At 69.8% G+C, this 13,498-nt stretch carries 12 protein-coding genes and 1 pseudogene; 5 read left to right on the top strand and 8 right to left on the bottom strand.

All coding sequences use genetic code 11. From position 1 onward, the window contains the following. Positions 1-12 precede the first annotated feature (12 nt). The gene (locus AC3EO7_RS09615) at positions 13-1,527 is read left to right on the top strand and encodes a sensor histidine kinase (protein WP_431967849.1); all 1,515 of its coding nucleotides are present in this window, start codon (positions 13-15) and stop codon (positions 1,525-1,527) included. A gap of 432 nt (positions 1,528-1,959) precedes the next feature. On the opposite strand, the gene AC3EO7_RS09610 is transcribed toward AC3EO7_RS09615, so the two are convergent. Both AC3EO7_RS09610 and AC3EO7_RS09605 read right to left on the bottom strand, forming a co-directional pair. Continuing rightward, positions 1,960-2,214: a WhiB family transcriptional regulator gene (locus AC3EO7_RS09610; RefSeq protein WP_011211115.1), complete on the bottom strand. Its 255-nt coding sequence runs from the start codon at positions 2,212-2,214 to the stop codon at positions 1,960-1,962. A 248-nt stretch (positions 2,215-2,462) separates the two neighbouring features. After that, complete coding sequence (locus AC3EO7_RS09605; RefSeq protein ID WP_431967851.1) at positions 2,463-3,410, bottom strand: diacylglycerol/lipid kinase family protein; 948 nt, start codon at positions 3,408-3,410, stop codon at positions 2,463-2,465. A 128-nt stretch (positions 3,411-3,538) separates the two neighbouring features. Here AC3EO7_RS09605 and AC3EO7_RS09600 point away from each other — a divergent pair, with 128 nt between their 5' ends. After that, positions 3,539-3,967 (top strand): hypothetical protein, encoded by a 429-nt coding sequence (locus tag AC3EO7_RS09600; protein ID WP_435591010.1) that lies wholly within the window; start codon positions 3,539-3,541, stop codon positions 3,965-3,967. A 21-nt stretch (positions 3,968-3,988) separates the two neighbouring features. Here the strand turns inward: AC3EO7_RS09600 and AC3EO7_RS09595 are convergent, their stop codons facing one another. The 5 genes and pseudogenes from AC3EO7_RS09595 to AC3EO7_RS09575 form a co-directional block, all read right to left on the bottom strand. Further along, the gene (locus AC3EO7_RS09595) at positions 3,989-4,678 is read right to left on the bottom strand and encodes an endonuclease V (RefSeq protein WP_431967855.1); all 690 of its coding nucleotides are present in this window, start codon (positions 4,676-4,678) and stop codon (positions 3,989-3,991) included. A gap of 17 nt (positions 4,679-4,695) precedes the next feature. Continuing rightward, on the bottom strand, positions 4,696-5,172 hold the full coding sequence (locus tag AC3EO7_RS09590) for a GNAT family N-acetyltransferase (protein WP_431968001.1): 477 nt from the start codon (positions 5,170-5,172) through the stop codon (positions 4,696-4,698). Between the two features lie 8 nt (positions 5,173-5,180). Continuing rightward, a complete protein-coding gene (locus AC3EO7_RS09585; RefSeq protein ID WP_435591009.1) occupies positions 5,181-5,789 on the bottom strand; it encodes an acid phosphatase in 609 nt (202 codons plus the stop codon). A 46-nt stretch (positions 5,790-5,835) separates the two neighbouring features. After that, positions 5,836-7,071, bottom strand: coding sequence for an Rv3212 family protein (locus AC3EO7_RS09580; RefSeq protein ID WP_431967859.1), 1,236 nt, complete (start codon positions 7,069-7,071; stop codon positions 5,836-5,838). Between the two features lie 1,061 nt (positions 7,072-8,132). Next, positions 8,133-9,548 (bottom strand): annotated as a pseudogene (locus tag AC3EO7_RS09575) (DEAD/DEAH box helicase); the annotation flags it as partial. A 528-nt stretch (positions 9,549-10,076) separates the two neighbouring features. Between AC3EO7_RS09575 and AC3EO7_RS09570 the strand changes: the two are divergent. After that, positions 10,077-11,123 carry an alpha/beta fold hydrolase gene (locus AC3EO7_RS09570; RefSeq protein WP_431967861.1) on the top strand — a complete coding sequence of 349 codons (1,047 nt, stop codon included), beginning with the start codon at positions 10,077-10,079 and terminating at the stop codon, positions 11,121-11,123. Between the two features lie 55 nt (positions 11,124-11,178). Beyond that, the gene (locus AC3EO7_RS09565) at positions 11,179-11,877 is read left to right on the top strand and encodes a ferritin-like fold-containing protein (protein WP_431967863.1); all 699 of its coding nucleotides are present in this window, start codon (positions 11,179-11,181) and stop codon (positions 11,875-11,877) included. Between the two features lie 79 nt (positions 11,878-11,956). Here the strand turns inward: AC3EO7_RS09565 and AC3EO7_RS09560 are convergent, their stop codons facing one another. Further along, positions 11,957-12,796: a helix-turn-helix transcriptional regulator gene (locus AC3EO7_RS09560; RefSeq protein ID WP_435591008.1), complete on the bottom strand. Its 840-nt coding sequence runs from the start codon at positions 12,794-12,796 to the stop codon at positions 11,957-11,959. 101 nt (positions 12,797-12,897) lie between these two features. Between AC3EO7_RS09560 and AC3EO7_RS09555 the strand changes: the two genes are divergently transcribed. Further along, positions 12,898-13,449, top strand: coding sequence for a YceI family protein (locus tag AC3EO7_RS09555; protein ID WP_431967867.1), 552 nt, complete (start codon positions 12,898-12,900; stop codon positions 13,447-13,449). Positions 13,450-13,498: the final 49 nt, after the last annotated feature.

Here is a 13,498-nt window from a genome sequence, read left to right as displayed (position 1 = left end):
GGTAGACCGAACGTGGCGACACTGAGCGAGCTTCTTGCCGAACACACCGACCTCCCCGGCGTCGCCGTGGATCACCTGCAACGGGTGGTGGGAGATTGGCAGCTGCTCGCCGACCTGTCCTTCGCTGATCTGCTGCTGTGGGTCGGCGCCGGACCGGTGGTCGAAGGCGCGGACATCGTCTGTGTCGCCCAGTGCCGCCCCACCACGGCAGCCACCGTGCACGTGGAGGATCTGGTCGGCACCACCGCCGTCCAGGCCGATCACCCGCAGGTCTTCGACGCGTTGACGACCGGCAAGATCGTGCGCGCCGACAGCGATGTGGAGGCGCAGGGCGTCTATCACCCGCACCCCGTGCACGCGATCCGCGAGGCCATCCCGGTGCGCTGCGGGGACGACGTGATCGCGGTGCTCTCCCGCGACACCGACATGCAGCGCTCCCGGGTTCGCAGCACCCTCGAGATCGCCTATGTCGCGTGCGCCGACGACCTGTGCCAGATGATCGCCGACGGCAGCTTTCCGACCACCGAGGACCGGGCCGCCACGCACTCCAGCCCGCGCGCGGGCGACGGCTTCATCCGGCTCGACACCGACGGCACGGTCGTCTACGCCAGCCCGAACGCGCTCTCGGCCTATCACAGGATGGGCTTGCAGAGCGATCTGGCCGGACAGGATCTGGCCGTCACCACCCGCTCGCTGATCACCGACCCGTTCGACGCCCAAGAGGTCGTCGGCGACATCCAGGCCGCGCTGGCCGGGCGCACCGGGCGGCGCATGGAGGTCGAAGCGCGCGGCGCCACCGTGCTGCTGCGGACCCTCGTGCTGCGCCCGCACGGCGAGCTCGCGGGCGCCGCCGTGCTGGTCCGCGACGTCACCGAGGTGAAGCGGCGCGACCGCGCGCTGTTGTCCAAGGACGCGACGATCCGCGAGATCCACCACCGGGTGAAGAACAACTTGCAGACCGTCGCCGCGCTGCTCCGTTTGCAGGCCAGGCGCACCGAGAACGAGGAGGCGCAGGTCGCGCTGACCGAGTCGGTGCGCAGGGTGACCTCGATCGCCTCGGTGCACGAGATGCTGTCGATGTCGGTGGACGAAGAGGTCGATCTGGACGAGGTCGTCGACCGGCTGCTGCCGATCATGGCCGATGTCGCGACCGTGCACACCACCCGGATCAAGGTGCGCCGCGCGGGTTCGCTCGGCGTGTTCTCCGCCGAACGCGCCACCCCGCTGGTGATGGTGCTGACCGAGCTGGTGCAGAACGCCATCGAGCACGCCTTCGACTCCGGCCAGACCGGCACCGTGACGATCCGTTCCGAGCGTTCCGCACGCTGGCTCGACGTGATCATCAGCGACGACGGCCGCGGCCTCCCACCCGGCTTCAGCCTGGAGGCCTCCGACCGCCTCGGCCTGCAGATCGTGCGCACCCTGGTGACCGCGGAACTCGGCGGCTCCATCGGCCTGCACCCCGGCGCGGACGTGGGAACGGACGCCGTCCTCCGAGTCCCATTGGGCCGTCGTTCCGGCCGCTGACCTGCGATTTTGGTCGGCTGACCCGCGGTTTCCGTTGGCGTTCACGGGCCTTGCAGGAGGCGCAACGAGGCCACCCAATCCCTCGACCGCCTACCGTCATGTGACGAAGATCTCCCGATATGTCGGCGTGTCCCGGCACACTTCTGGCGTGTCACCGTCCATCGCCCCGCAACCACCACAATAAGCCTGTCCAACAACAGGTTTCGAGCGAAGCGAGATCGAGCATCAGCGTTCGCGGCCGTCTCGCGCCCGAGCGACTGAAGCGCACGCGACGCAGTCGCAAGTCTCGGTCGCTCGGGCGCGAGACACTAAGGGCCGCGAACCGCCGCGACGAAGTCGCGGCAAAACAATAGAGCCCGGCACCTCTAGGGTGCCGGGCTGAATGCTTTACCGGGCCGGGCTGGACAAGGCCCGGTAAGGCCGGTCGTCTTGTCAGACGACAGTGCGGGTGCGGGTGCGCGCGTTGCGACGCTTGAGCGCCCTGCGCTCGTCCTCGCTCATACCACCCCACACGCCGGCGTCTTGTCCGGACTTCAGGGCCCAGGACAGGCAGTCGGCAGTAACGGGGCAGCGAGCGCAGACCAGCTTGGCATCGGCAATCTGCGCGAGCGCAGGACCACTGTTACCCACCGGGAAGAACAGTTCGGGGTCCTCATCGCGACAGATGGCCTTGTGGCGCCAGTCCATTCCTCTGCTCCTTTGCTGGGCGCCGCAAAGGGCGCCTGTCGTTAGTGGATCGTTCACTTGTGCGACTCGAATGTTTCCGCACGGTTGCTTGTGAATGCTTTCACGAACACCGTAGATGTCAATAGGTATCCGGTGCACCGTGGGGAAGCTCACGCCATCGAGGTGTCCCCAAGGGGGACCTGCCCGGTCCTTTGTACTCGCTCCATGTGGTTTTCGCAGCACAACCGCGAGTTTTTCGCGGCGTTTCGTCAGCGGCGAGGCTGCGGCGCGACCACTTCGAGCACGTCGGGGACCGCCGTGAAATCCACCACGTTGCGCTTCCCGATAAAGTCGCCATCGATTTGCAGGCCGATGGGCTGCTTGGTCTCGATACGCACCGAAGGCACGTCGTCTTCACGAAACAAATTGCGGGACTTGGGATTTCCGTTTTCGGACAGGAGTTGCCGGGCGAGCATCAGTGTGGGCAGCACCGCCATGGATCGGACGGCGAACAGCCCGAGACCCGTTTCGAAGCTCGTGCCGGGGTTGGTGCGCACCGGAGTGGCGTTCAGGTACGTCCACGGACTGGCGTTCGTGACGAACGCGTAGTGCACCTCGTCAACTACTTCGTGCCCCGGAATTTCGATGCGAATGTCCGGTTCCCGACGCTTCGCGCGAAAGAATTGTCGCACAGTTGTTCGAACATATCGACCGGGAGTGGCGGCGTGGCCTTTGGCGCGACTGGCGTCGATGGCCTCGCACACGTCGGCGTCGAGCCCGACGCCCGCGCTGAACGTGAACCAGCGGTCGTCGGCGAGACCGAGGCCGATGGTGCGATCGTGTTCCAGGGTCAGCAGGTCGATCAACTGGTTGGTCGCGGTCACCGGATCGGGCGAGATGCCGAGCGCTCTGGCGAACACATTCGCCGAGCCGCCGGGGATCACACCGAGCCGGGGAATCCACGCCTGTCCATCGTTCAGTTCGGGCAGCGGGAGGAAACCGTTGATGGTCTCGTTTACTGTCCCATCGCCGCCGTGCACGACGATCAGGTCCATCTCGTTGGTCGATGCCCACTGGGCCAGTTCGGCCGCGTGGCCGCGATGCTGGGTGTGCGCAACGGTCAGCTGAGTGCGGCTCTCCAAAGCATGGGCCAGTAGGTCTCGGGTCGCCGGTGTGGTCGAGGTGGCATTCGGGTTCACGATCAGCAACGTCCGCACGTTCGCAGCCTAGTAGGCGCGGCGGATCGCGTTCGCCGGCAGCGGGCGCACGACCGGGGTACGCCAGGACGCGACGGCGGGCGCGGCCGTGACCGGGCGCACCCTACGACGCGTCGTAGGCTTGGCGCGTGGCGGAAAGCGGCAAGGCAGAGGTTTCGGCGGACACGGTTCCCGCGACGGTCCGCGGCGCGGGCGGACTGGTCGCGCTGGAGGGTGCGGTCGCGGTGACGGTGGCGATCGTGCTCGTGGTGCGCGGGCTGCTCGGTCACGACCAGTCGCAGGCCAGCGGCTACGGCACCGCGGCGTGGTTCGGCATCCTCGGCGGCGCGGTGCTCGCCGCGGGCGTCGGGCTGCTGCTCGGCCACCGCTGGGGCCGGGCCATCGCCGTCATCGCCCAGATCCTGCTGCTTCCCGTGGCGTGGTCGCTGCTCACCGATTCGCACCAGCCGGTGTACGGCGCCCTGCTCGGCGTCGTCGTGGTCGCCGCGCTGATCCTGCTGTTCGTGCCGTCCTCGACGCGCTGGATGGCCAGGGACTACGAGGTGGCGCCGGACTAGCCGGACGCCGCCCTGCCGCGTCTAACGCGCGGCCGCGATCGCCGCGCGCAGCGCCTGCCGGCACAGCGCGTCGGCCCTGCGGGTGGTCTCGGGCTGGCGGTACTGCGGCGTGAGCGCGAGCACCTGCGCGCAGGCGGTGTCGAGATCGATCAGGTGCCCGACCGAGACGAAGACCGGCTTCACGCCCGTCCTGGTGCGCAGCGCCCTGCCGACCACCTCGCCATCGATGACCAGATCCGACGCGTCGCCGCGCTCCGGACCCGGCTCGGCGTAGTCGCCCCACGCGTTCTTGGCGACCCCGATCGTCGGCACCCCGGCCAGCACGCCGACGTGGCAGGCCAGCCCGAAGCGGCGCGGGTGGGCCAGTCCCTGGGCGTCGCAGATCAGCAGATCCGGTGCGGCGCCGAGTCTTTCGAGCACGCCGAGGGTGGTGGGCAGCTCGCGGAAGGCGAGCAGGCCCGGCACGTACGGGAAGCTCACCGCGCCGTGCGCGACGGCGGTGTCGACCGTCGCGAGGGTCGCGGCGTCGAGCACGACGACGGCCGCGGCGACCACGCCGCTCTCGTCGTCGTAGGCCGAGTCGAGCCCGGCGACTGTCCCGAATTGCGGCGGCTGGGGATTCGCGGCGACCACGAGCGGGCGCAGCGAATCCTGGATCGCCATCGCCTCCTCGGCGTCGGCGGGCCAGCGATCGGGTGTGTCGATCAGCACCGATGCTCCGCGCGGGCTCAGGACGCTTCGGCGGCCAGCTTCACCAGCTCGCCGCCCGCCAGCCGGTACCCGACCCACTCGTCCTGTTCGACGGCTCCGATCGAGCGGTAGAAGTCGATGGACGGCGTGTTCCAGGTGAGCACCGACCAGGAGACCCGGCTGTAGCTCTTGTCGACGGCCTCTTTCGCCAAGGCCGCGATCAGCGCCTTGCCGTAGCCTTTGCCGCGCGTTTCGGGCTTGACGTACAGGTCCTCCAGATAGATGCCGTGCACGCCGTCCCAGGTGGAGTAGTTCAGGAACCAGATCGCGCAGCCGACCACGCCGGTCTCGTCCTCCGCCACGTGCGCGAACAGCGCGGGCGCGGGCCCGAACAGCGCGGCGCGCAGCTGCTCCAGCGTGAGCGTGCACTCGTGGCGCGCCTTCTCGTACTCGGCGAGGTCGTAGACGAGGTCCACCAACGCCGGGACGTCGGCGGGGGTGGCGCGGCGGATCAGATCGGTGGTCACTCGGCTCCCTCGATGGTCGAAATGATGTTGTGCGCGTGGATGGTTCGCTCGTCGTGCTCGTAACCCAGCAGGCTCAGAGCGGCGGTCGACATGGCGAAGCGCCTGCCCTCGACGACCTCGAACTCGGCCCACCGCGCGATGAGCACGCGAGAGAAGTGCCCGTGCCCCACCAGCACCACATCCCGCTCCGGCAGGACGGGCTCGACGGTCGCGAGCACCCGGTCGGCCCTGACGCGGACCTGCTCGGCGGTCTCGCCGCCGGGCGTCACGCCGGTCCAGACGGTCCAGCCGGGCGCGGTCTCCCTGATCTCCTTGGTGGTCGTGCCCTCGTAGTCGCCGTAGTCCCATTCGGCGAGGTCGTCGTCGACGGTGGACTCGGGGAGACCCGCCAGCGCCGCGGTGCGCACCGCGCGCTGCCGCGGGCTGGTCAGGACGAGCGGATCACGCAGCTTCAGCTCGGCGAGCACCCGTCCCGCGGCCTCCGCCTGCCGCTCGCCGCGCTCGGTGAGCGGCAGATCGGTGCGACTGGTGTGCCGCAGATCGCGCGACCAGGAAGTCTCGCCGTGCCGGAGCAGAACCAGCCGGGCGTCGTTGTGTGCGGACATGTTCTCCATCATGGTCAGGCGCCGGACTCGCCGCCCGCCCGGTGCGTCAGCCGAGCGCGTGCAGGTCCCCGTCGTGCAGTTCCAGCACCGTGGTGCCGAGGACGGCGAGGGAGATCGGACCGCCCGCGTAGCCGGCCCGCTCGACCGGGATGCGTCCGACCTCGGCGCCCGAGGTCGTGTCGAGGACGGCGAGGCCGTCCGCGACCGGCATCAGCATCCGTCCCGCCATCAGCGCGGGCGAGCCGAGCGCGTTGGGCGCGACCCACAGCGGATCGAAAGTGCTTGCGTTCAAGGCGATCAGGCTGTTGCCGGTGAACACCAAATAGGACGAACCGATCCGGGTGGTGGTCGCGTTCGCCGCGAGTGGCGCGGAAAGCTGATGCACCACAAGGGGATTGCCGGTGCTGTCGTACACGGCCAGGCGCGGCGGCGTGGCTTCACCTGTGCCGGAGGCGGTTCCGCCGGGCAGGTAGAGCACGATCCGGTTGTCCGACACCGCGACCACCCTGGCGTCGGGTGAATCGGCGCCGGAACCGGCGAGCACGTGCGAGCCGTACTCCTCGGGCACCGTGTTGTCCTTGGGCGCCGGATTGAGCACCGTCAGCCGGGCCGCCGGATCCTCGGGGCAGCGTTCCAGCACGGCGAGGCGCGACGAGCTGGAACCGGCCGAGAGCAGCGTGCAGCCTTTGCGCGGTTGGGTTTTCACGTTCACCGGCGCGTCGACGTAGCCGTACTCCAGCGTCCGCACCAGATCCGAGCGCCACATCTCCAGCCGCCGCTCACCCTGCGCGAGCACGTAGGTGCCGTCCACGGAGAGGCGCACGCTCGGATCCATGTAGCTGCTGCGTGCCGTGCGTCGTTCCCCGGTGTCGCCCGCCAGCAAGGTGGCCTGGCTGCAGCCGCGCTGATCCCGGTACACCGCGACCACCATGCCGAACTGCGCCTCCACCCCGCACAGCGGCATATCCCGCCGGTAGCGCCACAATTCGGCGCCGGTGAGCGGGTCACGCCCGGTGACGGCGCCGTCCGAACCGGTGATCACCGCGCCACCGGAGACCAGCGCTCGCGCGGAGGCGTCGTCGGGCGTGTGCCACAGCTCCCGCAGGTTCGCGGGGAGCTTGTCGGCGGTCGGCGGCGTGGTCGCCGGGGTCGGCGCGGTCACCGATTCGGTGCCCGTCGCGTCGCCGCGCGCCCACACCACCAGCGCCGCGACCACCACGAGCACGGCGATCGCGACTGCGGAGATGATGTCGGCGCGCGTCCGCCGCTCAGGTGCGAGCACGATTGCGAGACTAGCGGATCCGCCGAACTACGCCGAAGCAGCCGTTCCCGCCGTGGCCGCCTCGGTCTCGCTCGCCTCGGTCTCGTCGGCCTTGCGCCTGCGCCTGCGCACCGGCTTCTCGGGGGCCTCCGCGTCGGCGGGAGCGTCGCCGTTCCCGTCGACCGCCGCGGCCGTCTTGCGAGTGCGGCGGCGCTTGACCGGTTCGGCCGGGGCCTCGCCGTTGCCGTTCTCGGCGGCGCCGTTGTCCGTCGACTCGGCCGTGGCTGTCTTGCGGGTGCGGCGGCGCTTGACCGGTTCGGCCGGGGCCTCGCCGTCGCCGTTCTCGGCGGCGCCGTTGTCCGCCGACTCGGCCGTGGCCGTCTTGCGGGTGCGGCGGCGCACGGGCTTCGCGGGCGCTTCCTCAGCGGTCGCCTCGGCTGCGGCGGTCCCGGCTGCCTCGGTCGCTGCGGTCTCGGCCGTGACAGGCGCCGAGATTGCGGCCGCCGCGGTTTCGGCCGCACCGGCCGTCGTGCTGTCGGCCGTGACAGGCGCCGCGGTTTCGGCGGCGACAGGGGTCGCAGTTTCAGCCGCGACAGGCGCCGCAGTTTCAGCTGCGGCAGGAGTCGCGGTTTCGGCTGCGGTGGATGTCGCCTTCTCGGGCGCGACGTTCTCGGCCGTGACGGACGCGGAGTTGTCGGCCGTGACAGGTGCGGCGTTGTCGGCCGCGACGGGCGCTGCGTTCTCGGTCGCCTCGGCGGTTTCCGCTGCGCCGTTCTCGTCCGCCGCCTTGCGACGACGACGCCTGCGCCGCGCCGGAGCCTCGGCGGTCTCCGTCTCGGCACCGCTGTCGGCGCTCTCCGCCTCGACGGACTTGTCGGCGTTCTCGGTCGGCTCGCCTTCGGCGCTCGTTTCCGTCACGCCGTTGCCGGCGCCCTCACCCGCGCCGGAGCGGCGGCGACGGCGGCGACGGCGGGGCTTGCCCTCCTCCGCGTTCGGTCCGGCGGCGGTCTGCTCGGCCGCGGTCTGCTCGGCGTCGTTTCCGTCGGCCTCGACGGTCGACTCGGTGCCGACCTCCGCCCCGTCGACCGGCTGGCCGCCGCGGGTGCGCCTGCGGTTGCGCTTGCGCGGGCTGCGCGCCTCACGCTCGACCACCACGTCGTCCTCGTCGCGGACCGGGCGCGCCTTGCGCACCGTGCCGGTGACGCCCTCGGGGATGCCGAGATCGGCGAACAGGTGCGGCGAGCGCGAGTAGGTCTCCACCGGATCGGGGATGCCGAGGCCGAGCGCGTTGTCGATGGCGGACCAGCGGTTGAGCTCGTCCCAGTCGATCAACGTCACCGCGACGCCGGTGCGGCCGGCACGGCCGGTGCGGCCGATCCGGTGCACGTAGGTCTTCTCGTCCTCGGGGCACTGGTAGTTGACGACGTGCGTGACGTCGTCGATGTCGATGCCACGGGCGGCCACGTCGGTGGCGACCAGCACGTCGACGGTGCCCTTGCGGAACTTGGTCAGCGCCTTCTCGCGGGCGATCTGACCGAGGTCGCCGTGCACCGCGCCCACCGCGAAACCACGCTCGGCCAAGTCGTCGGCGACCTTCTGCGCGGTGCGCTTGGTGCGCGTGAAGATCATGGTGGCGCCGCGGCTCTCGGCCTGCAGCACCCGCGCGATCAGCTCGGCCTTGTCCAGTGCGTGCGCCCGGTACACGAACTGCGCCGTGCGGTCGTGCACCGCGGAGTCGTGCGGCTCCTCGGCCCTGATGTGGGTCGGGCGGGTGAGGAAGGTGCGGGCCAGGGTGATGATCGGGCCGGGCATGGTGGCCGAGAACAGCATCGTCTGACGCTTCTCCGGCACCATGTTCAGGATGCGCTCGATGTCCGGGAGGAAGCCGAGGTCCAGCATCTCGTCGGCCTCGTCCAGCACGAGCACGCCGATCTTGCCCAGGATGAGATGGTTCTGCTTGGCCAGGTCCAGTAGTCGGCCCGGGGTGCCGACCACGACGTCCACGCCCGCGCGCAGCGCCGCGATCTGGGACTCGTAGGGGCGGCCGCCGTAGATCGAGGCGACCTGCAACTTGCCCTGGTGGTTGCTCAGGTACTTGCTCGCGTTCTCCAGGTCCTCGGTGACCTGGATGCACAGCTCACGGGTCGGCACGATGACCAGCGCCCGCGGCGTGCCGTCCAGCGGCGTGGTGCCGGAATCGGCGGTGGCGATGCGGTGCAGCAGCGGTACGCCGAAGCCGAAGGTCTTGCCCATACCGGTGCGGGCCTGACCGATGAGATCCTCGCCGGCCAGCGCCAGCGGGAGGGTCAGTTCTTGAATGGCGAAGGTGCGTTCGATGCCGATCTCGGCGAGCGCGCGGACGATTTCCTCGCGCACCCCCAATTCGGCGAATGTCGGGGCGGTATGCGTCGCGTCCAGTTCGGCCGTCAACAGCGTGTCCGCCACACCGGGTTCCTGCTCGACAGTGATCTTGCTCAGGTTCGTGCCTTCCTCGTTATCGCGTCACGCGCGCACGAGGCGTGGGGCGGACCGGCCGGTCCACGACAACCACGTATCCGCCGGTATTGCTCGCCGCAGCCGGATGTCGTCGGGTGCCGTCTTCGAACAGCAACTACCGGGGAACATCGGCGCAGCGCAGTCGCGGTGCGGATCTGGTGCGCGCACATTTTCCTGGACATCGGAACCCCCAGCGCCGCGCCAAGCGGCGGACGCGCGGGTAACGAAAATTTCCGTTGTCCGCAGTGATTGTAGCGTGATATTGTGCACGGCTCGAATTGCCGTCGTCGTTATTGCGCGGCAAAAGCCTCATTTCCGGCGAGCTCGCGCCGACCGCCGTTGCGCGACTTGACAATTCAACGCCGAGCTGGAATCCGCCGCAGGCCGCGGAAAGCTGCCGTCCGATGCTATTCGCGCGTGCCGCGCGCGGCCGCTCGCGGTGGTCGGCGACCGTGGCGCCCGCGGGCGGGAAACATCGCAAAACGGACTTGCCTGTTACCAGCGGTACTCCCTTGTGAGACATTCTTGTGGTGAGCATCGCAGAGACCGTCACCATCGCGGCCCGCAACGCCTGGGCGCTGACCTTCGGCCCGGGCGTCGAGGCGCCGGACCCCGCGCCCTCGACGGTGCTGTGGGACGAGCCGCATCGTCAGCTGCGCCGCTACGACGGCGGCGGGTCGGACGGCGCTTCCGCGGTGCTCCTCGTGCCGCCGCTCGCGGCTCCTGCCAGCTGCTTCGACCTTCGCCCCGACCAGAGCCTGGCACGCTTCCTGTGCGAGACCGGCCGCGCCACCTACATCGTCGACTACGGCGAGATCACCTTCGGCGACCGCAGGATGGGCTTCGAGGACTGGATCGACGACATCCTGCCGGAGTCCATCATGCGAACCTCCGCCGACACCGGCGGCAAGCCGGTGGACCTGGTCTGCTGGTCGATCGGCGGAACGCTGGCGCTGCTCACCGCCGCCGCGCACGCGCACCTGCCGATCCGCTCCATCACCGCCGTCGGCTCCCCGCTGGACTACGACAAGATGACCGGCATTCCCCAGCTGCGCGCGGTCGCGAAGCTGACCGGCGGCATCGCCACCTCGACCGCGGTCAGGGCGGCGGGCGGCATCCCGGCTCGGCTCACCCGCGCCGCCTACCGGATCACCGCGTGGGACCGCGAACTCACCAGGCCGTGGTTCGTGGCGAGCAATATCGCCCGCACCGAGACGCTGGCCAAGATGGAGTCCATCGACCGGTTCATGGCCGCGATGCCCGGCTACCCCGGCCGCTTCTACGGCCAGCTGTGGGGCCGCCTCATCCTGAACAACGACATCGGCCGCGGCGTCGTGCGGCTCGGCGATCGGCGCATCGCGCTCGCCGATGTGACGGCGCCCGTGCTGCTGGTCGGCGGGCCGACCGACGTCATCACCCCCGCCGCGGCCGTCGAGGCGGGCGTCCGCACGCTGACCGGCGCCGCGTCCGTCCGCTACGAGACGGCCCCCGGCAGCCACCTCGGCATCCTCACCGGTGAGACCGCTCGCGACACCACCTGGGTTTACCTCGACAAGTTCCTCTCGGAACAGAACTGACCGCAGGGTGCTGTGTTGGCGGACTTCACCCTGCCGCGCCTATTAAGCTAGCGGCATGGGAGCACAGTCATCTGCAGCGCTTGGCGTTTCGTTCGATCCGGCAACCTCGCCCATCGCCGCAGATCATCCCGGCGTGACCGATCTGTTCGCGGTGCTCGCCTACGGTGAGATCTCCGCGTTCTACCGGCTGGCCGAGGAGGCCAAGCTGTCGCCGACGCTGCGCGGGAAGGTCGCCGTCGCGAAGATGGCCTCCGCGGAGATGGACCACTTCAAGACCCTCGAGGCGGCCCTGGCCGAGCGCGGGATCGAGGTGTTCGACGCGATGGCGCCGTTCGTGCGCGCGCTCGACGCCTATCACGCGTCCACCGATCCCTCGACCTGGCTCGAGTCGATGGTGAAGTTCTACGTCGGTGACGGCATCGCCGCGGACTTCTACAGCGAGATCGCGGGCGCGCTGTCGCCGGACGTGGCCGCCGTCGTGCGCGATGTGCTCGCCGAGACCAGCCACTCCGAATTCGTGGTCGAGGAGGTCCGGCGCGCGGTGTCGGTCAGCCGCTCCCAGCGCGACCGGCTCACGCTCTGGGGCAGGCGACTGCTCGGCGAGGCGATCACCCAAGCCCAGTACGTCATGGCGCAGCGCGACGAACTCACCGATCTGGTGCTCACCGCGACCGGCGATCTGAACGGCATCGCCGCGCTGTTCGAGCGCATGCAGGACAGCCACGCCCAGCGGATGGCTGTTCTCGGGATCTGAGGCTCCGCCCGAAAAGGAACCCGAACAGGCGAAGCCGGACGGAGTCCGTCGACAGCCCTGAGCACGGCCGGGGTACGCCTTACTCGTTCGCGGCCCGGTTGTGCACCAGCCGCAGCCCCTGAGAACGGGTCGCGGCCTGGTCGAGCAGCCAGACGACGACGCTCTGGTCGCGGTCGGTCTCCATGGTCTCGAACGGCACGTCGACGTGACCGTGCACCGGGTGATCGAACTCCAGCACGCTCGACACCGGTCCGCCGCCGATTCGGTGCGGTTTCCACCGCTCCAGGAACTCCGGCTCGCGCCGGAGCGCGTCGATCATCCTGAGCAGTTCGTCGTCGCCGGGCCAGCGCAGCTTCGCCCGCAGGAGCGCGGTCACGAACGTGTCCGCGGCCGCGGGCCAGTTGCGCAGCGTTCGCCGCGCCCGCGGATCGGCGAACGTGTACCAGACCAGATTGGCCTCGCCGTGCTCGCCGATCAGGCCGAGCGGGGTCGCGAAGTCGGCCCACGCGTGGTTCCAGCCGAGCACGTTCAGCCGCCTGCCGATGACGAACGCGGGGGTCGGCTGCAGCGCGTCGAGCACGGCGCGGATCGTCTCGCCGAGCTGCTCTTTGGGGGATTCGCTACCCGGACAACGGGATTCGTTACCGGAAGCGAGCGCGAGCACGCCGAAATGATGCCGCTGCGCGCCCTCGAGCAACAGCGCGTCGGCGAGTGCGTCGACCACCGCCACCGACGGATTGGTGTCGCGGCCTTGCTCCAGCCGGGCCAGGTAGTCGGCGCTCACGCCCGCCCGTACCGCGACCTCCTCGCGGCGCAGCCCCGGCGTGCGGCGCCTGCCGCCCTCGGGCATTCCGACGTCGGCGGGCCGGAGCTCACCGCGGCGGGCGACGAGGAATTCGGCGAAACCGTTACGTGCCATGCCTCCATCGTGCCTGTTCCCCGGATATTCAGCCTCGCCCTGGCAGGTCCAGGATAACGGCGGTCTGGTTAACGGACCGCGGTCCGGACAAGGTCGATGGCATGACGAACACTTCCGCACCCACCACCGACACCCAGCAGCTGAAGCCCGGATCCTGGGCGCTGGACACCGCTCACTCCTCGGTCGCCTTCACCGTCCGTCATCTCGGCATCTCGAAGGTGCGCGGCGGCTTCACCCGCTTCGAGACCGAATTCGTGGTCGACGAGGCGGGCGCCGCGACCCTCGGCGCCACCATCTACCTCGACTCGTTCGACACCGGCAACCCCGACCGCGACGCTCACATCCGCACCGCCGACTTCCTCGACGTGGCCAGCCGTCCGACGCTGACCTTCCGCGCCCCGCAACCGGTGCAGGTCGCCGAGACGTTCACCGTCGAAGGCGAGGCCACCCTCGGTTCGGTCACCAGGCCCGTCACCCTCGAGGTCGAATGGGGCGGCGTGCAGGACTTCGGCCCGACCGGCGACCGGCACGCCGGATTCTCCGCCACCGGCACCATCAAGCGCACCGACTTCGGCGTCGGCGGCCCGATGCCCGGCATGCTCAGCGACGCGGTGAAGATCGAGCTGGAGATCCAGCTCATCGAACCCAAGTGACCAGCCGCCGCACCGACCGGGTTTCGCGGTCAGCGTAGGCAGTGCGGTG

This window comes from Nocardia sp. bgisy118, from assembly GCF_057708605.1.
This window is presented reverse-complemented; position numbering and strand designations above follow the sequence as displayed.